We start from the raw sequence: 20,721 nt of genomic DNA, 5'->3' as shown, positions 1-20,721 counted from the left end.
AAGGGTAATTAAAATATTGGGCATTTATAATTTTTAAGTATAATAAAATCAACAAAAATAAGGATAATACATGCTCAAAGGAAATCTAAAATTAACACGGTTGGCGCTTGGGACCGTCTTTTTTTTGGTCAGCTTAATCATTTATGGTTACTACACTTACTCTGCCATTCAAAGTGATGTAATGCGCAGCATTGACAATCGCTTAATAAATGCCGCCACCAGCGTAAAGTATATTTTAGGTAGTGATTACCACGACAAAACGTCGCAAGAAATTAGCTTTGCAAGCTATCAAAATAAGGCCGAACAGCTTTCTGCTTTAGCCAATGATTTAAATATAGATTATTTATATTCAATGATATTAATTGATGAAAATATTTATTTTACTGCCTCCAGTTACACCCAAGATGATCAAAATAACGGTAAAGTTACCCAGTATTTAGATCTTTACCCAGAAGCGACGCCAATTAATATGGCGGCATTTTTATCAACGGCCCCTATTTTTGAAGTGTCAACGGCGCATCGTGGTCATTCTAAAACGGTGTATATTCCTCATATAGCAAAAAATGGCAGAACCTATTTAACTGCAGCTGATATTAGCGTAGATAAAATCAATACGGCTTTAATAACACGTTTGAATCAAGCCCTGCTTCATTTTAGTTGCGTACTGTTCATATTGTTATTGGTTTATATTCTTTATTGTTTTGGGGTACGCCGCTCACTAATGAGGGATCATGCTACGGGGTTTGAAAATCATATTGCCTTGGAAAAGCAGCTAAAAAAAAGTAATGAGCATCATCTACAAATCGCGATTATTTTGGTTAACGAAATTGATAGTATCAGTCGCTTTTTTGGCACAAAAACAGCCGATGAAGTGATGAAAAAACTACTTAGTCACTTTAAGCAGCAAAACCGTCTGCAATCACGTATTTATCGTATTGCGACCAACAAGCTGGCCATTTTAACCAGTAAAGAAACACCTTTTGATGAGCTTTACAGCATTATTCAATCCCATAATAAAAATACACCTTTTATTACAGACCCATTTATTTATATTACACTCAACGCTGGAGTCGCAAGAGGGAATAAGTCATTACTGCTTAAGAATGCCCACATTGCTTTGCTACAATCAAGGCAAGGTGTTCAACCCATAGTAAACTACTCAGAAGCGATTAACGACGCTAAATCTCTGTATTTATACAATGTAGAAATAGCAAAGGAAATTCGTGAAGCGTTTGATGCCCATCGCGTTGTTCCTTATTTTCAACCTGTTATAGATACCAATACCAATGCCATTATTAGGTATGACTGCTCACCAAGAATAGTGACCTCACATGGGGAGATTTTAACCCCTGATACCTTTTCTAATGCAGTAAATAGGCTGCGTATGGATGGGATGTTAACACGTACCTTATTTACTCAATGCATTTCGCGCTTTCGCAAATCAGCAATCAGCTGGGGGTTAACTGTATGCGCTGAAAATATTGCAGATCCCACTATTTATGATCACATAGCGTATGAGCTTCATCGCTACCCCAACCCTGAAAACATTACTATTTCAATATTAGAGTCGCAGGTCATTACACACTACTATGAAATAAAATCATTTATTGCGATGGTGAAAAGTAAAGGGGCAAAAATCGTGATGCATTGTTGGGGTAATGAGTTTATTAATACGCTCAATACGTTAAAGATTGAGGTAGATGGCATTAAACTCGATGGTGCGATCACCAAGCAACTGGTAAATGATGAAAATACGTCGCTATTTATCGCCTATATTGCTGATATAGCCCAGCAGCTTGAACTTGAATTGGTTGTTGAGGCGGTAGAAAATAACACGGTTGCCGAGCTACTCAATAAACTAAATGTGACGCTGATGCAAGGTAGTTACCTTGGTAAACCAACGCCACACGTGACTCACTTTAAGCAACAATTAGCTATTTAAGATTTATAACAAGCCGGTGGCTTTGCTGGCCACTGGCCCAGTACTTACGTTCAAAAGGGGTAATTGCTTCGTCTGACTCAAACAATTCGGTTTCACATGGATGCCCAGCTAATTCAAGCGCTCTGGCAAACTCTTTAACATAAATATCCCAATTACTGCGCACCTCAAGTAAACCACCTAACTTTACAATAAACGGGAATATAGCCGCCCCATGCCAGCGCCTTTGTAAGTGTTTAGACTTAGGCCAAGGGTTAGGGTAAAGCAAATAGTGATGCGTAGGCTGCCAATTAGCAGCCACCGCTAAACGCCAAAAGTCATTTAAGTCAGCTTGCACTAAAATGTATTGACCACTTTCACTTTGTTTATATTCAACATCATGCTTATCAAGTCGATGAGATGACTTATCAATACCTATGACTAACGCTTCAGGATGACGTTTTGCTAAATTAGCGGTGCTCTCTCCGACCCCACAACAGGAGTCTAAAATAAGCGGCCCATTAAAGGCTTGCACCTTAGCATTAACTTCATCAAATGCGGTTTGCGTATGCGTTGCAATTGGCTTTTTAAACTCAGCCTGTAAGTGTTTATTAACTATTTCATCAAGCTTTTCATGAAGTCCCGCTTGATTAGATACAATACTACGTGAATTTGCATCGCTCATTAGTGTCTTAGCCCCACACCTTTTTTAATTAGCGTCAGTGCTAAAGTAAATAGGACGCTGATAAACACCAACAACACACCCATTGCGACCGATAAATCTACATCCGAAACACCTAAAAACCCATATCTAAATGCGTTAACCATATAAATAATTGGGTTTATTTGCGACACCATTTGCCAAAAATCAGGCAGTAAAGTGATTGAATAAAACACCCCGCCTAAATAGGTCAACGGCGTTAAAATAAAGGTCGGAATAATACTTATGTCATCAAAGCTGTTTGCATAAATAGCGTTAATTAACCCGCCCAAGGCAAACACCGCCGAGGTGAGAATAACAGTGGCTATAATCACAAAAATATTATGTATTTGTATATCTACAAAAAATAAAGAAACACACGTTACGATAAAACCAACCATAATGCCACGGGTCATACCTCCGCCCATATAACCCAGTACAATGATGTAATTAGGCACAGGTGCAACTAATAACTCTTCAATACTTTTTTGAAACTTAGTTGAGTAAAAGCTAGAGGCAACATTTGAATAAGAGTTAGTTATAACTGACATCATAATAAGGCCAGGGACAATAAACTCCATATAGCTAAAACCGCCCATGTCACCAATACGCGAGCCAATTAGGTTACCAAAAATAACAAAATATAAACTCATCGTGATTGCTGGCGGTACTAAGGTTTGCACCCAAATACGCAAAAAGCGAATGCACTCTTTAATCCAAATACTTTTTAAGGCTACGCCATATTTAAACATTTATTCGCTCCGCCCTTGCTCTAATAAACCTACAAATAATTCTTCTAATCGATTCGCTTTGTTTCGCATGCTCAGCACGGTATTACCTTGTTCAGTCAATGCTGTAAACACCGCGTTTAATCCTTGAGATTTAGCCACTTCAACTTCAATGGTGTGGTCATCCCCCATAGTAAATTTGTATCCATCTAGCGTTACGGGTTTAGACGGTTGTTTTAAATCCAATACAAAGGTTTCTTTGTCTAATTTAGCAAGCAGGGCTTTAATCGTGGTGTTTTCAACAATTCGCCCGGTATCAATAATGGCGATGTTTTTACAAAGCAGTTCAGCTTCTTCAAGGTAGTGGGTTGTTAAAATAATGGTCACACCTTGTTCGTTAATTTGCCTTAAAAAGTCCCACATTGAACGGCGAAGCTCTATATCAACCCCCGCTGTCGGCTCATCTAAAATAAGTAATTTGGGCTCATGCATTAAGGCACGTGCAATCATTAAACGGCGTTTCATACCACCAGATAAGGTACGCGCTTGCTTATCTTTTTTCTCGATTAATCCAAGCTGCGCTAAGTATTTATCTGCACGTTTATGTGCTTCGCCGCGCGGTACACCGTAGTAACCTGCTTGATTAACGAGTATTTGGCTCAGCGTTTCAAACTGACTAAAGTTAAACTCTTGTGGTACTAGGCCTAAATTCGCTTTAGCCGCCTCAAGGTCGGTATCAATATCGTGACCAAATACTTCAACTTTGCCTTTGGTCTTATTAACCAGTGAAGAAATTACCCCAATAGTGGTTGATTTACCCGCCCCATTCGGGCCAAGTAATGCAAAAAAGTCACCTTCGTGAACTTGTAAATCAACCCCTTTTACTGCCTCTACCCCATTTTTGTAAACCTTGGTAAGGCCTTCAATATTTAAAGCAATATTTTGCTTATTCATTTCTTACCCTCACCATAACCCCAACGCTTTGTGAGATTATGTTCAATATTTAAATGATCTAAAATTCGCGCCACCATAAAGTCAACCAAGTCTTCTATGCTTTGCGGTTGATGATAAAACCCAGGTGCTGCAGGCATAATTGTTACACCTAAACGCGATAATTTAAGCATGTTTTCTAAATGAATTTCGCTAAATGGCGTTTCGCGTGGCACTAAAATAAGCTGGCCTCGCTCCTTTATCACCACATCGGCGGCGCGCTCTAATAAATTATCTGATGCGCCGACTGCAATGGCAGACACAGAGCCTGCGCTACATGGACATACTACCATTTTTTTGGGGGCAGCAGAGCCCGAAGCTACCGGACTAAACCAATTATCTTTACCAAATACCTTTAACTGCCCAGGTTTTGCGTTATATAACAGGCTTAATTGCTCTGTGGCTTTGTCTTCATTCCCTGATAGTTTAACATTTGATTCGGTATCAAAGACTACCCGCGCGGCACTTGAAATAAGCACATACACTTGAAACTGCTGCTCAAGCAACACCTCTAATAACCTTAGTCCGTAAGGCGCGCCTGATGCACCACTAAATGCTAAGGTAATTGTATCTTTAAATTGCACATTATTCTCCGCTGTATTTATTGGCCAAGCCATCAACAAGTTGTTGATGAAGGCCATTAAAACCACCATTACTCATAATTAAAACATGTTGATTTGGCTCAATACTTTCAAGCACTGTTTCGATAATGGCGATTGTAGAATCAAAACACTGCATACCGGCTTTTTCTGCTTGCTCCTTGAGCGACCAGCTTAAGTTTTCTGGTTCAAACAGTAGCACCTCATCCGCATCGCGTAATGAATCTAGCAATGTAAATTGATGAACTCCCATTTTCATGGTGTTAGAACGCGGCTCTAAAATCGCAATAATTTTGTCATTGCCCACTTTGGCGCGCAGCCCCGCAAGCGTTGTTTGTATCGCGGTAGGATGATGGGCAAAATCATCATACACTTTAATGTTATTTATATCCGCTTTAAGCTCCATACGCCTTTTTGGGCTGATAAATTCGCCTAAAGCCGCAATACTGTGCTCAATAGCAATTCCTACATGGCGCGCTGCTGCAATGGCCATCATGGCATTTTTAACGTTATGCTCACCAATTGCCTGCCAGTTAACTACACCTTGCAGCTGCGTGTTTAATAACACATTAAATTGAGAACCATCCGCTTTAAGTAGCTGATAATCCCAATCATTGCCTAATGTTTCGCTCTCGCTCCACAGCCCTTTTGCTATAACATCGCTCAGAGCCTCATCATCTTTTGGCCACAATACTTTCCCGCTTTGCGGTAGTGTACGTATCAAATGGTGAAATTGTTTTTTAATCGCATTTAAATCTTCAAAAATATCAGCATGATCAAATTCAAGATTGTTTAAAATGAGTGTTCGCGGTAAATAATGAACAAACTTACTACGTTTATCGAAAAAGGCGGTGTCGTATTCATCGGCTTCTATTACAAAAAATGGCGTTTGCCCAACCCGAGCCGAAAGACCAAAATTTTGCACGATCCCGCCAATTAAAAAGCCTGGTTTTAAACCTGCATATTCTAATATCCATGCCAGCATACTGGCAGTCGTTGTTTTACCATGGGTTCCTGCCACCGCCAGCACCCATGATTTTTGTAGTAAATTATGCTTAAGCCACTCTGGGCCTGAGGTATAAGGCAAGCCTTTATCTAATACATGTTCAACACACGGGTTCCCTCGGCTCATAGCATTACCTATGACGACGATGTCGGGTGTCGGTTCTAGTTGAGATACATCATAGCCTTGGGTTAGCTCGATTCCCAACTCTTCTAATTGGGTACTCATTGGTGGGTAAACGTTTTGATCAGACCCAGTAACGTGATGACCTAATGATTTAGCTATAGCGGCAATACCACCCATAAATGTGCCACAAATACCCAAAATATGTATATGCATTTACTATCCTTTCATCCTGCGCGGAATGTGCTCTAAGGCGAACTTTAATGGCGCTATAATGCCAAAATTTAGATCAAGTTACCATCAGGGTCTGTTGAGCTTTCTAGGTAAATTTGCAGCAGATGTTTGGTATTTCGACAAGACAGCGCCGATGCGATGTTTGGCGCAAATAAAAAAGCCTCCCACGGTGGGAGGCTTTTTAAAGATTAATGGCTTATAGCATTAAAAAGAATATTAAGCCGATGCCTAATAACAAACGATAAATAACAAATGGCAGCATACCCATTCGTTCAATCACTTTTAAAAACATAAAAATACACGCATAAGCTGATAAAAACGACAGCACTACACCCAACAATAAAGCAGTCCAATCAACAATATGATCGCCAAGCGCTAGCTCTGCTGTGTAATAAAGGCCCATCATTGAAATAATCGGAATAGCCAGCAAAAACGAAAAACGGGCTGCACTTTGCTTATTCATACCCAGCATTAAACCCGCGGTCATGGTAATACCTGAGCGAGAAGTCCCTGGGATCATCGCAACGGCTTGCGCAAAGCCAATGATGAGTGCGGTTTTCCAGTTAAGCTGATAAATTGTTTTTATTTGCTTACCTTTAGCATCGGCGTACCACAACAACAAACCAAATACGATGGTTGTGGTTGCAATCACCCATGCACTGCGCAAATACAGTTCAACAAAATCTTTTAGCAATAGCCCTAAAATAGCGGCAGGCACAGTACCTAAAATTATCCACCAGCCTAGTTTGCTGTCATCTGTTGTACCTTGTGCACCAAACGATTTAAACCAAGCACCGAGTATATCGGCCACTTCTTTACGAAAATAAATAACAACAGCTATTAACGTTCCTACATGAACGGCAACATCAAATGCCAAGCCTTGATCTTCCCAGCCTAAAATTTGCGACGGTAAAATTAAGTGTGCAGAACTCGATATAGGTAAAAATTCAGTAAATCCCTGAATTAGGGCTAAAACAATTATTTCTATAATACTCATGGGTTAGAAAACTCCACCTTCCATAGTTTTTGTTGAGGGTTGTTATATGCATTCCATATTTGGGCAATCGTTTTTTTTGCTACAGGGTGATAAAAATCAGGAGCCACTTCTGCTAAAGGCTGTAATACAAAGGCATTTTTGGTAATTTCGTCACGTGGTAGTTGAGCTGGGCTCTCGCAAATGACATCATCGTAAAAGAGTAAATCGAGATCCAAGGTGCGCGGGCTAAATTTTTTATCATTTGCTTTGCGACCATTATCGCGCTCTATTTGTTTTAATAACGCACACACATCTTCAAGCGCCATTTCGGTAGTGGCAGCGAGTACGGAGTTGTAAAAGTTATTACCGGCAAAACCCACCGCTTCACTTTCAAATACCGAAGAATGTTGTGTATTTTTAAAGTGTTTATTTAACGCCACTAAAGCACGCCTGATATGCTCTGCTTTATTAATATTTGACCCTAAACTAATAAATATTTGCGCCATTTAAGCAAGAGCCTTGTTACGCGTTATTTCTACACCGACGGTTTGCGCTTGTGCAACTGCAGCGGGCTTACTTACTTTTATTGTCACTTGTGGGGTATTAAATTCGGTTAAAATGATTTGCGCTAATTGCTCCACCAGTGTTTCTAAAAGCTCTACCGGTTTAGCCGTACTGTGTTCGATAACACGCTCACTTACCTTAGCGTAATCCAGTGCCAAGTTAATATCGTCGTTTTGCGCTGCGGGCTTGATGTCGCTTAACATTTCAATATCAAAGTACAGGCTTTGTTTACTTTTCTTTTCAAAATCATACACCCCGATAATCGTTTCGACATGCAATTGTGATATAAATACCTTGTCCATTGATACTCCAAATGACTGTAACAAGTCACTGAGTTAATTACATATTGTATCAATCAAATTAATACTGTATATACTTTAATCAGTGTTTAAATATACTAAAATTACTTCTACAATAGAATCGTTACAAAATTGCGAGTAATTTAAGAAGCCCGTAAATTTTGACGCCAATAATAGCTTAAAAGTAATGATTAAAAAATAAGGAAGCGCGTGTTAGTCATTTTAATGTTTGTTTTAGCCTATTTGCTCGGCTCGATTTCATCGGCCATTTTAGTGTCGCGGCTATTCAAACTCCCCGATCCACGCACGCATGGCTCCAATAATCCAGGTGCAACCAATGTTTACCGCTTAGGCGGGTCACTTCCTGCATGCTTAGTTTTAGTCTTCGATATTTTAAAGGGCACAATCCCTGTTTGGGGCGCTTATTTTTTAAAACTCGAGCCATTAGAGCTTGGTTTAATCGCCGTTGCTGCATGCCTAGGGCATATGTACCCGTTATTCTTTAGTTTTAAGGGCGGTAAGGCGGTTGCAACTGCATTTGGCTCGTTACTACCGATAGGGCTTTCTTTAGGAGGGTTATTGATTGGTACTTGGTTGCTGATTGTCGCGATTACTCGTTACTCATCACTTGCCGCGTTAGTGGCCGTTACGCTAGCCCCTTTATACACATGGTGGATAAAACCGTTATACACCTTACCGGTGACCTTTATTACGCTACTGATCATTATTAGGCATCGCACTAATATTGTGCGTTTATTTAAAGGGGAAGAACCAAAAGTAGGGACTAAACAAGCCCCTACAGATGATAAGAAGTAATAACTAACCTGAATTCTGGTTAACTATATTGCTTCTAAGCTATCGATTGGCCAGCGCGGTTTAGTTTTCATATCAAGCGTAGCAAACTGCCCCGCTTTTAAACGCTGCATACCGGCATACGCTATCATTGCACCATTGTCAGTACAAAACTCAGTACGAGGGTAAAACACTTCGCCCTTCATACCTTGCATCACACGCTCTAATTGCAAACGTAATTGCGTATTAGCACTTACGCCACCGGCTATTACTAAGCGCTTAATACCGGTTTGTTTTAATGCGCGCTTACACTTAATTACTAAAGTATCAATAACGGCCGTTTGAAATGCATGAGCAATATCTGCTTTTGTTTGCTCATCACTGTCGTTTTCACGAATAGCAATTGAAGCGGCGGTTTTTAGGCCACTAAAGCTAAAATCTAAGCCAGGTTTGTCTGTCATTGGACGCGGAAAAACAAATCGCTTAGCAACACCTTGTTCAGCCATTTTAGCCAAACGAGGGCCACCTGGATAATCAAGCCCAAGTAACTTGGCTGTTTTATCAAATGCTTCACCAGCAGCATCATCTACCGACTCACCCAATACTTCGTATTGACCAATACCAGCAACTTTTACCATCATGGTATGACCGCCAGAAACCAGTAAGGCAATAAATGGGAACTCGGGGACGTTTTCCTCAAGCATTGGCGCTAATAAATGCCCTTCCATATGGTGCACTGCCACCGCTGGGATATCCCAGCCATATGCTAAAGAGCGACCAATTGAGGTACCTACTAACAAAGCCCCTACTAAACCTGGCCCTGCCGTATAAGCAATACCATCTAAATCTTCAGGCCCACAACCCGCTTGCGCAAATGCCGCATCAATAAGCGGCAATGTTTTACGTACGTGATCGCGCGAGGCAAGTTCAGGTACTACACCACCATAGTCTGCATGTACTTTTACTTGGCTATATAATTGATGGGCTAGCAGCCCTTTTTCGTCATCATAAATAGCAATACCAGTTTCATCGCATGATGATTCAATGCCTAAAATTCGCATTGTTAATTCTCCTGCCACCTAACAAGGTGTTTAAAACAAATAACTTACAGTGCTAAACCAATGTTAGTTTGGCCATCAGCAAGGACATGCTTTTTCAATGCTTTCACATTTTCAGCAGTGATACGCCCCATTGCTTCTACAAAATCAATTAGTTCACCTAATACCTCTATTTCGTATTGCATCAGTGGGTGTTCACGCACCGCTTTGTTATCGGCAACATCACCTTCAACCGTCATTTGGTACTCAATAAAGCGAGCTACGGTGGCCTGTGATATTTTACTCACATTAACAAACTCTTGCTCATCTTGTGCTAAAAGGCCATGCATTAAGCTCAGTAATGAGGTGGCAGCGTCAATGGCAGGATAGGTACCAAACATATCAAAATCGGCAAGTTCAGGAACATTAGGTTCTATTTTTTCAACTTGCTTTTCTAAATCAATTTTACTTTTAGGAAGGAGTATTTTTTCCCAACATACATTTAAAGCATTGCGTAAAATAACCTCATCGCCAAAGCCGGTAGCCTCACTAAATAGCCCATAATTAGGCAACATACGCTCTATTAACGCACTGGCCAATACCGCTTTTTGTAAATAATTTAACTCTCTAATACGCTGAAAATTATTCGCTTTTGTCATTCTTTAAGGTCCCACATGACCAACAAAAATCAAATGTTGATCCATTATGCTCATTACAGTTAGGGCACACCCAATCTGGAGCGGATTGTTTTACTTGCTGATAGTTTACCAATATTTCACGTGCATGGCGCTCTTTTATCGCATAAACCTGCACACTTACTTGTGTTTGTTCAAATGGGATCTCGCCCATTGCGCCTTGCAGTATTTCACCTTTTATTTGGCACTCAATTCCCGCATTAAGAATCAGTCCTTTTATTATATTGGCCTCTAAACTATTTTCTGCATTATAAAGCGTCACCCAATCAAATGATGTTACATTTGATTGGCTATTATTAGTATTTTGCAATATCCACCTCATTTACTTTATGTGTACAATAAGCCCGCGTAACCTAAAGCAAATAATATGATTTAAGGACACATTATGACGCTAACTACCCCAGGTTTACTTTTTCCAGCCATCTCATTGTTATTACTTGCCTATACAAACCGATTTTTAGTACTTGCGCAACTAATACGAGAATTGAATGCCCGTGAAGGTGAGTCTATTCGTCCTGTTGTAGTGGCGCAAATAACTAATCTTAGAAAGCGAATAAAACTAATAAGGACCATGCAAGTATACGGAGTGGCCTCTTTTTTATTATGTACGTTATCTATGTTCGCATTATTTATAGAATTTAATACCACGGGCATTATTTTATTTGGTGTCAGTTTAAGCTGCTTGAACTTATCTTTGCTTACTTCATTATTTGAAATTCATATTTCTTGTGATGCCATAGAAATTGAATTACAAAACATTGAAAATAAGCCTTTAAGTAACCGAGTTAGTAAAAACTTTATTGAGCCTAATCCCAAAAGTAAAAACAGCAATTAACAAGCTGAGAGTTTAATAAAGCTGTTATAAAATTGCACAAATTAGGCTAATGATAAAACCCAACAGTTACTTAACATTACCCAAAGGTATAACAACATTTTGCAACTATTCTCTTTAAATACGATTAAAAGAAAGTTAATCTTAATAAGTGGTTAAAAACCTTATTTCAACTGATCTGTAGGGATATAAAGTCAGTATTAAATCTGTAATTCCCCTAGCTTACCTATAAAAAAGGACTATATAGTGAGATTTGAACAATTAGAACAGTTTGTAGCACTTGGCCTGCTTCGTCATTTTAGGCAAGCTGCTGAACAAACCCAAATTAGCACATCTGCATTAACCCGTAGCATTCAAACTCTTGAAACGGAGCTTGGCTACGAACTAGTCACCCGCTCTACTCGCTCGGTTAAGTTAACTCAAGCAGGCGAACTTTTCCTCGACTTTGCTAAAAATACGCTCAATGAGCTAGAACAAATAAAGCATCGCGCTTTTCAATCAATTAATGGCACAGAAGAAAAAAAATTAGTGATCGGCTACACCACAACAACCAGCAGCATAGTACCAATCACCTGCGGCGAATTTTTGAGTCAGTACCCGCATATTAAAATTGAAATGCAGCTGCAAAATAAAACTGAGCTTCATAGAAAACTGCTTCAAGGGGAAATTGACATTAGTGTATGCTCGCAAATAGTCAATAGCATTGGTAGCGATATACAATTACCTGATCAACTTATTTTATTTTGTTCAAAACAACACCCTTTAGCAAATAAAAGCGATATAAGTAAAAAAGAGCTCGAAAGCTATCCAATGTTCAGTTGTTTTTCGCAGTCAAAACAAGTGCAATCAATGCTTAATGAAGTAATAGACTCGTTAAATAAAGTTTCAACTATTAAAGTAGGTAGTATTGAGCAGGTAATGGCTGGACTTGAAAAGTCAGATCATTTTGCTATTGCAGGTATTGAACACACCAGCTCTGTGGCAGAAAACCATAACTTAATCCAGCTTAAAACGAATAACGATATTAGCCATGAACAACTTGTGGTGCAAACAAGCAAGCAGATAGAGGCAGGTGAGCATGTTGACCACCTACTCTCGCTAATTAAGAAAGTTTCAAGAGCATAAAAAATGACTCCATGCGTTTTATAACAACTATAAATTAGTGGCATTAAAGTTTTTTTTCACTACACTAACGCTCCCTTATATTATGACTAGCGTTAATGAATAACTTTACAGCTGCTGAAATTTACCTAGAGCACATTGAAACGCATGGCTATGCCATTATTGAAAACGCCATTGATAGTGACTTAATATCCGAGTTGATGGCTGATTGCTATAGAATAAATCCTCACTTTAGCCTTGCCGGTATTGGACGATTAAACAATTTACAAATTGATGATTCCGTTCGTAAAGATAAAACCTACTGGTTTGATGGCAGCTCAAATGCACAGCTTAGCTATCAACAAATAATGGAAGCTGTTCGCACTACCCTTAATCGTAACTTTTTCATGGGCTTGTTTGATTATGAATGTCACTATGCAAAGTATACGCAGGGTGATTTTTACAAAAAACATGTAGATGCATTTAAAGGTCGTTCAAACCGTGTTTTTACTACGGTATTATATTTGAACTCTCCAGAGAAAGGTGGAGAGCTAGTTATTTACAAGCCTAAAAGTAAAGACATAGAAATAGTAATAAAACCCACTGCAGGCACTTTGGTATTATTTGAAAGCGAACGCTTTGTGCATGAAGTACTTCCGGCTTTTGATAACCGCTATTCGATTGCTGGTTGGTTCAGAAAAAATGCGTCAATTAGTGGTATTATCGACCCACCCCGTTAAGAAAAAACGGGGTAAGAAAATAATAAGCCTATAAATACAGTAAGTCCCACATAATGATTATTCAAAAACGCTTTAAAACAGGCATCTCGTTGACGTAAATGAATCAAACGCTGTTGATACAATAATAAAGCCGCAGCAACCGCTAACCCTAACCAAAAGCTTGCTCCAACTTGGCTAATAAAGCCGATCAATGTCATTAATACTAAGAATATAACGTTAAGCAACCCTATAATATGGCGATCGTAACTGGCGAATAAAATAGCGGTTGATTTAACCCCTATTTTTAAATCATCATCTCTATCAACCATGGCATACATAGTGTCATAAGCCACCGTCCAGCAAATATTAGCGACAAATAATAGCCAAGTTTGCACAGGCAATGAGTTTGTTGATGCCATAAATGCCATAGGAATTGCCCAACCAAAAGCAGCCCCTAATACAACCTGTGGAAGTTGTGTGTAACGTTTCATAAAGGGGTAACAAAACGCGAGCCCAAGCGCCCCAAACGATAACAAGATAGTATTGGTATTTAGCATTATTACTAAAATAAAAGCGATGCTAACCAGCAGCAAAAACAAACTAATTGCTTCCCCACTACTCACAGCCCCAGTTGCTAAAGGGCGCTGACAGGTTCGTTTTACTGAGCCATCAATTTTTCTATCTGCGAAATCATTAATAACGCATCCTGCGCTGCGCATAACTATTACCCCAAGGGTAAACACAATGAAGTTTGTTAGGCTTGGTATCCCTTCATTTGCTATCCACAGCGCCCAATAAGTTGGCCAAAGTAATAATAAGGTGCCTATGGGCTTATCTATTCGCATTAACTGAACGTAATACGGTACATGGTTTACCGATAAAGGGGCTAGTTTCATGAGTATAAATAGGCTCCTGGTAAAAAAACTTCACAAACTAAAAATTTGTAGTCATGCAAAGAGAACACGCTTCGTCGCCCTAATAATATGTGTATGGGTAAATTAAGTTCGCTCACCAGTGATTGCAATGAGTGGTTATCATCAAAGCGAGCAATTTCAATATCAGTGCGCTTTAACGCAGGGTCTTGAAATATGACATCACCCAACGGACGTTCACCCATATTATGCAGCTGATTATTTGTATTGTTGTTTGATATTGGCAACCAGCTTTGAGCATATACAACCGGTTTGTCATCACACAACAATAAAACTTCACGGTTAAGTACAGTGTTCACCTCATTACTTAATAAAGCTTGCTGAGGTTGCGAGAGGTTAACTTTTTGCTCGCTCAGCACCTTTACTGCAAAACGCTGCGACTGGCTTTTTAATTTAGCCGTTAAAGAACGCGGTTCAAATAGCCACTCTTGCTCAGCGCTAGATAAGCCACAGACTTGAGAAATACTCTGCCAATCAGCAGATAAAGAAAGAGGAAACGTAATCACAATAGCTCTACTTGATAAAAATCAGCAAGATCATAACATTGCTAAGAGATTTGAAAAAGCGCGATTTACTCACTACCAAGCACACCCTGTTATTATAAAAAGCTAATCAACATTTGACTCTCGCTATTGCCTATCCCAAACTTGAGCACAGAGTGCCTTTACATAACTCAACAAATAGCAGCATCTTGCTGTATCTTATTTACTAATAAGTATAAACTATTTGTAACCAGTTTACGGAAACGCTTTTGAAATGAAAAAAACAGTATTTACAGGCCTTTTTATTCTTCTAGTCAGCTTAACTAGCTTATCAGCACGTGCTGAGTCTACTGTCGGTTATTTTGGGTTTGAGCCAGATATTATTACCAACTACATTGGCCCATCGAGTAAAAAAATGGGCTATGTACGTGTCACTGTTGATTTAATGCTTAATAAAACATCAGATATTGCAATCGTGGAACACCACACGCCGTTACTTCGTGATGCGTTAGTAGAGATATTATCTAAAGAGCCTGAAAACAAAATAAAGTCTTTAACAGGACGCGAGCAAATACGCCTTAAAAGCGCAGAAAAACTAAAGAGCCTTCTTAAAGAAGAAACAGGACATGAGATCATCCGTGATCTCTTATTTACTAAATATTTATATCATTAGGCACTTTTTGTTTTAAAAAGCTGAGCGGTATAGGCAAAAGCCATACCGCTAACGAGCCCACCTAAGTGTGCCCAATTAGCCATTCCAACAAATAATACATCTGCAAAACCAAGTACTAACCATACCAGCATAAATCCAACAATTGCAGTTGTAACCAGTGCAGGCTGTTTAGGGTTAAGGGTGCTGTAAATCCAACAAAAGCCTAACAACCCATATACAACACCGCTAAGCCCACCAAAGTTAGGACCAACCATTAAGTACTGTGCCCAATTACTTATTAAAGCGGTAACTAAAAAAAGTCCGATTAGACTCGACTTACCACATTGCTTTTCAATATTGTCACCCAGTGAAACCCACCAGATTAAGTTAAATACAATATGCATGGCGCTAAAATGCACAATAGCCGGGGTTAACCAAGTAAGTGGTGACGCAGGGTTAAACTGCAACGCCATGTAAATAGGTTCGAACGCACCAAATAAAAAGGCAATATAAACAACAATACTCAGTATGCTAACACTTTGATTAAGCCAACTTAAGGCTTTAAACCGCGCGACTAAATTAAGCGACTGGCCTTGATATTTTAATGGTGATTGCGTGCTGCCTACTTGCCATGACGCTTGTTGATAACGTTCATGATTAGGGTTTTTAGCAAATTCATTCCACAAAGGTTGAACCGCATGAAAGTCCTCAGGTGCCACACTAATGACAAGCGTATGGCCATCCTCAGTACGAATTTGCCCGCTAAACCCTTGGCTTTTTAAGTAATCTATAAAGCCCTGTGCAGCGCGAGGATTAGTTAGGCTGCCTAGCTCTATCATCGTGCTACTTTATCCTTGTAAGCGGCTTCCCATGCAGTAAAACCGCCATCCATACTGTAAACATCTTCAAAGCCTTGCTCTACTAAGTAGCTGGCAGCGCCTTGTGAGCTCATACCGTGATAACAGACAATAATAATCGGCTGGTCAAACTCCTTTTCCATCATAAATTGGGCAATATTCGCATTAGATAATGCCTCTGAACCCGGAATATGACCCGCTTGATACGAATTAGGATCGCGAATATCAGCAATCACTACATCTTCTTTATCAAGTAGTTCAAGGGTTTGTGCGATTGATATATGTTTAAATGCCATTGAAATCTCTTTAATAAATAAAATAAAAGGCGGCAAAAGCCGCCTTCCCGTTATTTTTACTGTTTTACGTTTAATCCCAGTTTAAAATAACTTTGCCTGACTGACCTGAAATCATCATATCAAAGCCAGCTTGGAAGTCATCTATTGAATACTGATGAGTAATAATTGGTTTTAAATCAAGCCCTGATTGAATCAAACTGGCCATTTTGTACCAAGTTTCAAACATCTCACGACCGTAAATACCTTTGATCACTAAGCCTTTAAAAATAACTTGATTCCAATCGACCGCCATATCTGAAGGTGGAATACCTAACATGGCAATTTTGCCGCCATGATTCATGTTATTTAGCATGGCATTAAATGCACTCGGAACACCTGACATCTCTAGGCCAATATCAAAGCCTTCAGTCATGCCCAGCTCTTTAGCTACATCTTCAAGCTTTTCATTCGCGACGTTTACAACACGCGTTGCGCCCATTTTACGTGCTAAGTCTAGGCGGTATTCATTTACATCAGTAATAACCACATGGCGTGCACCCACATGCTTAGCCACTGCTGCTGCCATAATACCAATAGGGCCAGCACCGGTGATCAAGACATCTTCACCGACTAAATCGAACGATAATGCGGTATGTACTGCATTGCCAAATGGGTCAAAAATAGAGGCAAGTTCATCGCTAATATTATCTGGGATTTTAAACGCATTAAATGCAGGAATCACTAAATACTCTGCAAATGCGCCTTCGCGGTTTACACCGACCCCTGTTGTATTACGACATAAGTGAACGCGCCCAGCACGACAGTTACGACAATGGCCACAGGTTATATGACCTTCACCTGATACACGGTCGCCAACTTCGAAACCGCGAACTTCTTGTCCCATGTCGATTACTTCACCCACGTATTCGTGGCCAACCACCATAGGCGTCGGTATGGTGTTTTGTGCCCACTCATCCCACTTATAAATATGCACATCGGTGCCACAAATAGCCGTTTTACGAATCTTAATTAACAGATCGTTATGACCCACTTCAGGCTTTGGTGCATCTGTCATCCAAATGCCTGGCTCTGCTTTTAACTTTGATAATGCTTTCATAATTCACACTCAATTAAAAAATCGCGACTTCAGCCGCGATTTAACAAGAAAATTAAATAACACCAATCTCTTTACCAATACGGGTAAATGCTGCAATGGCTGTATCAAGCTGTTCTTTGCTGTGCGCTGCAGAGATTTGGGTACGAATACGCGCCTGCCCTTTTGGTACAACAGGGAATGAAAAGCCGGTTACATAAATCCCTTCAGCCAATAACTTATCAGCCATAAGTGACGCTACTTTGGCGTCTCCTAGCATCACAGGTATAATCGCATGATCTTTACCTGCACAGGTAAAACCAGCCGCTTCCATTTGCTCACGGAAGTATTTAGCATTTGACCATAGCTTAGCGCGAAGCTCACCGCCATTTTCAAGCATTTCTAACACTTTAATTGACGCCGTTACAATTGAAGGCGCTAACGAATTTGAGAATAAGTAAGGACGAGAACGCTGACGTAACCATTCAACAATTTCTTTTTTACCTGAGGTATAACCACCCGAGGCTCCACCTAGTGCTTTACCTAAGGTACCAGTAATAATATCAACACGATCAAGCACGTTGCAGTATTCAGGTGTACCTTTACCGTTTTCGCCAACAAAACCAACTGCATGTGAGTCATCAACCATAACAAGTGCATCGTATTTATCAGCTAAGTCGCATACGGCTTCTAAGTTACAAATAACGCCATCCATTGAGAACACGCCATCGGTTGCAATTAATTTAGTTTTAGCACCGGCTTCATCGGCTGCCATTAATTGCTTTTCTAAATCAGCCATATCGTTATTTGCATAACGGAAACGTTTTGCTTTACATAAACGTACCCCATCAATAATAGAAGCATGGTTTAATGAATCAGAAATAATCGCATCGTCTGCACCTAATATGGTTTCAAACAACCCCGTATTGGCATCAAAACATGATGAGTACAAAATGGTGTCTTCAGTTTCTAAAAATTGACTGATTTTTTTCTCGAGCGTTTTATGAATATCTTGTGTACCACAAATGAAACGCACAGACGCCACACCAAACCCATGGTCATCTAAGCCTTGTTGCGCTGCTTTAATAAGCTCTGGGCTGTTAGCTAAACCTAAGTAGTTGTTAGCACAAAAATTAATAACTTTTTCGCCTGATGCCACTTCAATTTGAGCTTGCTGCTGCGAAGTGATAACACGTTCATTCTTGTACAAACCTTCCGCTTTAACGTCTTCGATTTGCTGTTGTAATTGGCTAAAAAAAGCAGATGCTCTCATCTGTGATCTCCATTTGGTTGAACGGGTTAAACAGCAGACGTGTTGCTGCTATTTATAATGGGGGTATTGTAAAAGTTTAAGCGCCAAATTGCACTGTTTGTCATTCGTCGCAAATTGCCTAACTGGCAGGAAAAGCTGCCAGTTTACAGGCTTGAGGTGTGTACTACGTTAGATCAGCAAACAAAGCTGGAAGGTCGTTGATTGAGTCACAAACATAGTCAGCAAAATTTACAGCTTTGTCATCAAATTTTTGCCCTGAACGTACCAGTACTTTGGTACGTACATTAGCGCCAATGGCAGCGTGCATGTCACCTAATTTGTCACCCACCATCACACTAAGTGCAGGGTTGATATGATGATCTTCTATTCCTTGAAGTAACATGCCAGGCGCTGGTTTTCTGCAATCGCACTCTTTTAAATAATCTGGTAATGCGTTTTTAGGATGATGAGGACAAAAATAAACGTCCGTAATTTCAATTTGATGAGCGCTAAACTGCGCTTTCATCCACTCGCTAAGCGCTAAAAATTCGCTCTCAGAATAATAACCACGGCCAATGCCTGACTGATTAGTCACTATAATTATTTTATAGCCCGCATCATAAAACGCTTTGCATGTTGAAAACACACCGTCTATAAATTCAAACTCTTCGCTTTTAAACACATAACCATGATCAACATTTACTACGCCATCACGATCTAAAAAAAGCGCCTTGTTAGTGTTTTCTTGATTCATAACAGCGACTCTTTTTTAACAACATGATCAAACATTTGTTTTACTGCATCGGTGGTTATTTGGCTCATTAAATCATCGCCTTTAACACGAGTACCCCAAGGCAATTGCTCGGCGGTTTTACCTGTTTGCTTTACTAAGTTTTGATGGTAAACCTCAACCACGTAGTCTTGGTATAAATAAGGCCCCGTTCGCGCTGGGTTTGAATGCGCATATAAGCCAATAACCGGTGTGCCCACAGTCACCGCCATATGAGCTGGGCCTGTGTCAGGTGCCAGTACTAAGTCTGCACGCTTAAGTACGCACAATAATTCTTTGAGTTTTGTTTTACCCACCAAGTTCAGAATGGGTGAATCAGAGTGTTTAATGATGTTATTTGCTAAATTAATTTCCAGTTCAGTCGGTCCACCAGTTAATACTATTTTAAACCCCTGTGTATGTGCATAATCCGCAAGCGCAGCATAGCGTTCGGCTAACCAGTTACGCTGTGCTTTACTTGCTGCTGGCGAAATAACAAATAGCTTATTTGATAAATAATCGTCACCTAACAGCTCATCAGCTTTAGCTTGATCTTTGTTGGTAAAGGGCATATTCCATACAGGGACATAATCATCAACATCAATCGCTTGGGCAAAGCCTTTAAATCCCTCTAAAACATGCGCCTGAGATTGGGCTTTAATGCGTTTATTAATAAATAAACTATGTAGCTCTTTTGAACGAGCCCAGTCAAAACCAATTTTAACTTTGGCAGGAATACAGCGAGCAACAAAACCTGCTCTTAAAGCCACTTGCATATTAAGCAGTACGTCAAAACACTGCCCTTTAAAGGTTTGCTTTAACTGTTTCAGTGCCGCTTTACCTTGTTTTTTATCAAATACAACAAGCTCAACGCCTGGTAAGTCAGCTAACAGCATCGCCTCGACCTTCCCTATCACCCATGTAATTTTGGCATTTGGGTGTGCTTTTTGAATAGCTTGTACCGCACTTACTGCATGGCATACATCACCAATAGCAGAAAGACGTAAAATACAAATTGAAGTGTAAGTAGGCGCTGAAGTCACACGTTTCCTTGGAGGTAAAATAATAAAACCTGATCTTAAATTATAATCGCGTCATT

General features: G+C 39.8%; 25 protein-coding genes. 6 read left to right on the top strand and 19 right to left on the bottom strand.

The window, feature by feature from the left end:
* Window positions 1-70 precede the first annotated feature (70 nt).
* Window positions 71-1,942, top strand: coding sequence for a GGDEF domain-containing protein (locus tag A9479_RS06245; protein WP_064662956.1), 1,872 nt, complete (start codon window positions 71-73; stop codon window positions 1,940-1,942).
* On the opposite strand, the gene A9479_RS06240 is transcribed toward A9479_RS06245, so the two are convergent.
* The 8 genes from A9479_RS06240 to folB form a co-directional block, all read right to left on the bottom strand.
* Entirely contained in the window at window positions 1,935-2,603 is a 669-nt protein-coding gene (locus tag A9479_RS06240; RefSeq protein WP_064662955.1) for a tRNA (guanosine(46)-N(7))-methyltransferase TrmB, read from the bottom strand. The genes A9479_RS06245 and A9479_RS06240 overlap by 8 nt on opposite strands.
* The gene (locus A9479_RS06235; protein WP_008466038.1) at window positions 2,603-3,370 is read right to left on the bottom strand and encodes an ABC transporter permease; all 768 of its coding nucleotides are present in this window, start codon (window positions 3,368-3,370) and stop codon (window positions 2,603-2,605) included. The genes A9479_RS06240 and A9479_RS06235 overlap by 1 nt, the downstream gene beginning before the upstream one ends.
* The gene (locus A9479_RS06230) at window positions 3,371-4,300 is read right to left on the bottom strand and encodes an ABC transporter ATP-binding protein (RefSeq protein WP_064662954.1); all 930 of its coding nucleotides are present in this window, start codon (window positions 4,298-4,300) and stop codon (window positions 3,371-3,373) included.
* Window positions 4,297-4,920, bottom strand: a complete 624-nt coding sequence (locus tag A9479_RS06225) for a flavin prenyltransferase UbiX (protein ID WP_064662953.1) — start codon at window positions 4,918-4,920, stop codon at window positions 4,297-4,299. The genes A9479_RS06230 and A9479_RS06225 overlap by 4 nt, the downstream gene beginning before the upstream one ends.
* 1 nt (window position 4,921) lies before the next feature.
* A complete protein-coding gene (gene mpl / locus A9479_RS06220) occupies window positions 4,922-6,277 on the bottom strand; it encodes a UDP-N-acetylmuramate:L-alanyl-gamma-D-glutamyl-meso-diaminopimelate ligase (RefSeq protein ID WP_064662952.1) in 1,356 nt (451 codons plus the stop codon).
* A 214-nt stretch (window positions 6,278-6,491) separates the two neighbouring features.
* The gene (locus A9479_RS06215; RefSeq protein ID WP_024601856.1) at window positions 6,492-7,292 is read right to left on the bottom strand and encodes an undecaprenyl-diphosphate phosphatase; all 801 of its coding nucleotides are present in this window, start codon (window positions 7,290-7,292) and stop codon (window positions 6,492-6,494) included.
* Window positions 7,289-7,777 (bottom strand): 2-amino-4-hydroxy-6-hydroxymethyldihydropteridine diphosphokinase, encoded by a 489-nt coding sequence (gene folK / locus A9479_RS06210; RefSeq protein ID WP_013464293.1) that lies wholly within the window; start codon window positions 7,775-7,777, stop codon window positions 7,289-7,291. The genes A9479_RS06215 and folK overlap by 4 nt, the downstream gene beginning before the upstream one ends.
* Complete coding sequence (folB, locus tag A9479_RS06205) at window positions 7,778-8,137, bottom strand: dihydroneopterin aldolase (protein ID WP_013464292.1); 360 nt, start codon at window positions 8,135-8,137, stop codon at window positions 7,778-7,780.
* A gap of 207 nt (window positions 8,138-8,344) precedes the next feature.
* Between folB and plsY the strand changes: the two genes are divergently transcribed.
* Window positions 8,345-8,950 (top strand): glycerol-3-phosphate 1-O-acyltransferase PlsY, encoded by a 606-nt coding sequence (gene plsY, locus A9479_RS06200; protein ID WP_008466051.1) that lies wholly within the window; start codon window positions 8,345-8,347, stop codon window positions 8,948-8,950.
* 23 nt (window positions 8,951-8,973) lie between these two features.
* Here the strand turns inward: plsY and tsaD are convergent, their stop codons facing one another.
* From tsaD to A9479_RS06185, 3 genes are read right to left on the bottom strand one after another with little or no spacing between them, the layout of a single operon-like run.
* On the bottom strand, window positions 8,974-9,987 hold the full coding sequence (gene tsaD, locus A9479_RS06195; protein WP_008466060.1) for a tRNA (adenosine(37)-N6)-threonylcarbamoyltransferase complex transferase subunit TsaD: 1,014 nt from the start codon (window positions 9,985-9,987) through the stop codon (window positions 8,974-8,976).
* Between the two features lie 44 nt (window positions 9,988-10,031).
* Window positions 10,032-10,622, bottom strand: coding sequence for a YjaG family protein (locus tag A9479_RS06190; RefSeq protein WP_008115608.1), 591 nt, complete (start codon window positions 10,620-10,622; stop codon window positions 10,032-10,034).
* On the bottom strand, window positions 10,606-10,968 hold the full coding sequence (locus A9479_RS06185; protein WP_008466062.1) for a DUF2007 domain-containing protein: 363 nt from the start codon (window positions 10,966-10,968) through the stop codon (window positions 10,606-10,608). Before A9479_RS06185 ends, A9479_RS06190 begins: the two co-directional genes overlap by 17 nt.
* 75 nt (window positions 10,969-11,043) lie before the next feature.
* Here A9479_RS06185 and A9479_RS06180 point away from each other — a divergent pair, with 75 nt between their 5' ends.
* The 3 genes from A9479_RS06180 (at window position 11,044) to A9479_RS06170 (ending at window position 13,331) form a co-directional block, all read left to right on the top strand.
* Complete coding sequence (locus A9479_RS06180; protein WP_064662951.1) at window positions 11,044-11,493, top strand: DUF2721 domain-containing protein; 450 nt, start codon at window positions 11,044-11,046, stop codon at window positions 11,491-11,493.
* A 243-nt stretch (window positions 11,494-11,736) separates the two neighbouring features.
* Window positions 11,737-12,615 (top strand): LysR family transcriptional regulator, encoded by an 879-nt coding sequence (locus tag A9479_RS06175; protein ID WP_064662950.1) that lies wholly within the window; start codon window positions 11,737-11,739, stop codon window positions 12,613-12,615.
* Window positions 12,616-12,710: 95 nt separating this feature from the next.
* Window positions 12,711-13,331 carry a 2OG-Fe(II) oxygenase gene (locus tag A9479_RS06170; protein ID WP_064662949.1) on the top strand — a complete coding sequence of 207 codons (621 nt, stop codon included), beginning with the start codon at window positions 12,711-12,713 and terminating at the stop codon, window positions 13,329-13,331.
* Here A9479_RS06170 and ubiA read toward each other — a convergent pair.
* Together ubiA and A9479_RS06160 are read right to left on the bottom strand one after the other, a co-directional pair.
* Entirely contained in the window at window positions 13,328-14,206 is an 879-nt protein-coding gene (gene ubiA / locus A9479_RS06165; RefSeq protein WP_064662948.1) for a 4-hydroxybenzoate octaprenyltransferase, read from the bottom strand. The two genes, A9479_RS06170 and ubiA, sit on opposite strands and share 4 nt — an antisense overlap.
* Window positions 14,203-14,748, bottom strand: coding sequence for a chorismate lyase (locus tag A9479_RS06160; RefSeq protein WP_064662947.1), 546 nt, complete (start codon window positions 14,746-14,748; stop codon window positions 14,203-14,205). The genes ubiA and A9479_RS06160 overlap by 4 nt, the downstream gene beginning before the upstream one ends.
* Before the next feature lie 250 nt (window positions 14,749-14,998).
* On the opposite strand from A9479_RS06160, the gene A9479_RS06155 reads away from it, so the two are divergent.
* Window positions 14,999-15,397: a flagellar basal body-associated protein FliL gene (locus tag A9479_RS06155; protein ID WP_008468199.1), complete on the top strand. Its 399-nt coding sequence runs from the start codon at window positions 14,999-15,001 to the stop codon at window positions 15,395-15,397.
* On the opposite strand, the gene glpG is transcribed toward A9479_RS06155, so the two are convergent.
* From glpG to A9479_RS06125, 6 genes are all read right to left on the bottom strand, one after another.
* The gene (glpG, locus tag A9479_RS06150) at window positions 15,394-16,215 is read right to left on the bottom strand and encodes a rhomboid family intramembrane serine protease GlpG (protein WP_058154272.1); all 822 of its coding nucleotides are present in this window, start codon (window positions 16,213-16,215) and stop codon (window positions 15,394-15,396) included. The genes A9479_RS06155 and glpG overlap by 4 nt on opposite strands.
* The gene (gene glpE / locus A9479_RS06145) at window positions 16,212-16,529 is read right to left on the bottom strand and encodes a thiosulfate sulfurtransferase GlpE (RefSeq protein WP_033104018.1); all 318 of its coding nucleotides are present in this window, start codon (window positions 16,527-16,529) and stop codon (window positions 16,212-16,214) included. The genes glpG and glpE overlap by 4 nt, the downstream gene beginning before the upstream one ends.
* A 70-nt stretch (window positions 16,530-16,599) precedes the next feature.
* Window positions 16,600-17,625 carry an L-threonine 3-dehydrogenase gene (gene tdh, locus A9479_RS06140; protein WP_064662946.1) on the bottom strand — a complete coding sequence of 342 codons (1,026 nt, stop codon included), beginning with the start codon at window positions 17,623-17,625 and terminating at the stop codon, window positions 16,600-16,602.
* A gap of 52 nt (window positions 17,626-17,677) precedes the next feature.
* On the bottom strand, window positions 17,678-18,874 hold the full coding sequence (locus tag A9479_RS06135; RefSeq protein ID WP_058154271.1) for a glycine C-acetyltransferase: 1,197 nt from the start codon (window positions 18,872-18,874) through the stop codon (window positions 17,678-17,680).
* A 163-nt stretch (window positions 18,875-19,037) separates the two neighbouring features.
* Window positions 19,038-19,607: a D-glycero-beta-D-manno-heptose 1,7-bisphosphate 7-phosphatase gene (gmhB, locus tag A9479_RS06130; protein WP_064662945.1), complete on the bottom strand. Its 570-nt coding sequence runs from the start codon at window positions 19,605-19,607 to the stop codon at window positions 19,038-19,040.
* Window positions 19,604-20,665 (bottom strand): glycosyltransferase family 9 protein, encoded by a 1,062-nt coding sequence (locus A9479_RS06125; protein ID WP_064662944.1) that lies wholly within the window; start codon window positions 20,663-20,665, stop codon window positions 19,604-19,606. The genes gmhB and A9479_RS06125 overlap by 4 nt, the downstream gene beginning before the upstream one ends.
* Window positions 20,666-20,721 lie beyond the last annotated feature (56 nt).

The sequence above is a fragment of the Pseudoalteromonas sp. MQS005 genome (genome assembly GCF_001661605.1).
Classification (GTDB): Bacteria; Pseudomonadota; Gammaproteobacteria; order Enterobacterales; family Alteromonadaceae; genus Pseudoalteromonas; species Pseudoalteromonas tetraodonis.
This window is presented reverse-complemented; position numbering and strand designations above follow the sequence as displayed.

Coding starts and splice junctions, on each gene's coding strand:
- A9479_RS06245 (WP_064662956.1), top strand. CDS start 71: ATGCTCAAAGGAAATCTAAAATTAACACGGTTGGCGCTTGGGACCGTC.
- A9479_RS06240 (WP_064662955.1), bottom strand. CDS start 2,603: ATGAGCGATGCAAATTCACGTAGTATTGTATCTAATCAAGCGGGACTT.
- A9479_RS06235 (WP_008466038.1), bottom strand. CDS start 3,370: ATGTTTAAATATGGCGTAGCCTTAAAAAGTATTTGGATTAAAGAGTGC.
- A9479_RS06230 (WP_064662954.1), bottom strand. CDS start 4,300: ATGAATAAGCAAAATATTGCTTTAAATATTGAAGGCCTTACCAAGGTT.
- mpl (WP_064662952.1), bottom strand. CDS start 6,277: ATGCATATACATATTTTGGGTATTTGTGGCACATTTATGGGTGGTATT.
- A9479_RS06215 (WP_024601856.1), bottom strand. CDS start 7,292: ATGAGTATTATAGAAATAATTGTTTTAGCCCTAATTCAGGGATTTACT.
- folK (WP_013464293.1), bottom strand. CDS start 7,777: ATGGCGCAAATATTTATTAGTTTAGGGTCAAATATTAATAAAGCAGAG.
- folB (WP_013464292.1), bottom strand. CDS start 8,137: ATGGACAAGGTATTTATATCACAATTGCATGTCGAAACGATTATCGGG.
- tsaD (WP_008466060.1), bottom strand. CDS start 9,987: ATGCGAATTTTAGGCATTGAATCATCATGCGATGAAACTGGTATTGCT.
- A9479_RS06190 (WP_008115608.1), bottom strand. CDS start 10,622: ATGACAAAAGCGAATAATTTTCAGCGTATTAGAGAGTTAAATTATTTA.
- A9479_RS06180 (WP_064662951.1), top strand. CDS start 11,044: ATGACGCTAACTACCCCAGGTTTACTTTTTCCAGCCATCTCATTGTTA.
- A9479_RS06170 (WP_064662949.1), top strand. CDS start 12,711: ATGAATAACTTTACAGCTGCTGAAATTTACCTAGAGCACATTGAAACG.
- ubiA (WP_064662948.1), bottom strand. CDS start 14,206: ATGAAACTAGCCCCTTTATCGGTAAACCATGTACCGTATTACGTTCAG.
- A9479_RS06155 (WP_008468199.1), top strand. CDS start 14,999: ATGAAAAAAACAGTATTTACAGGCCTTTTTATTCTTCTAGTCAGCTTA.
- glpG (WP_058154272.1), bottom strand. CDS start 16,215: ATGATAGAGCTAGGCAGCCTAACTAATCCTCGCGCTGCACAGGGCTTT.
- glpE (WP_033104018.1), bottom strand. CDS start 16,529: ATGGCATTTAAACATATATCAATCGCACAAACCCTTGAACTACTTGAT.
- tdh (WP_064662946.1), bottom strand. CDS start 17,625: ATGAAAGCATTATCAAAGTTAAAAGCAGAGCCAGGCATTTGGATGACA.
- A9479_RS06135 (WP_058154271.1), bottom strand. CDS start 18,874: ATGAGAGCATCTGCTTTTTTTAGCCAATTACAACAGCAAATCGAAGAC.
- gmhB (WP_064662945.1), bottom strand. CDS start 19,607: ATGAATCAAGAAAACACTAACAAGGCGCTTTTTTTAGATCGTGATGGC.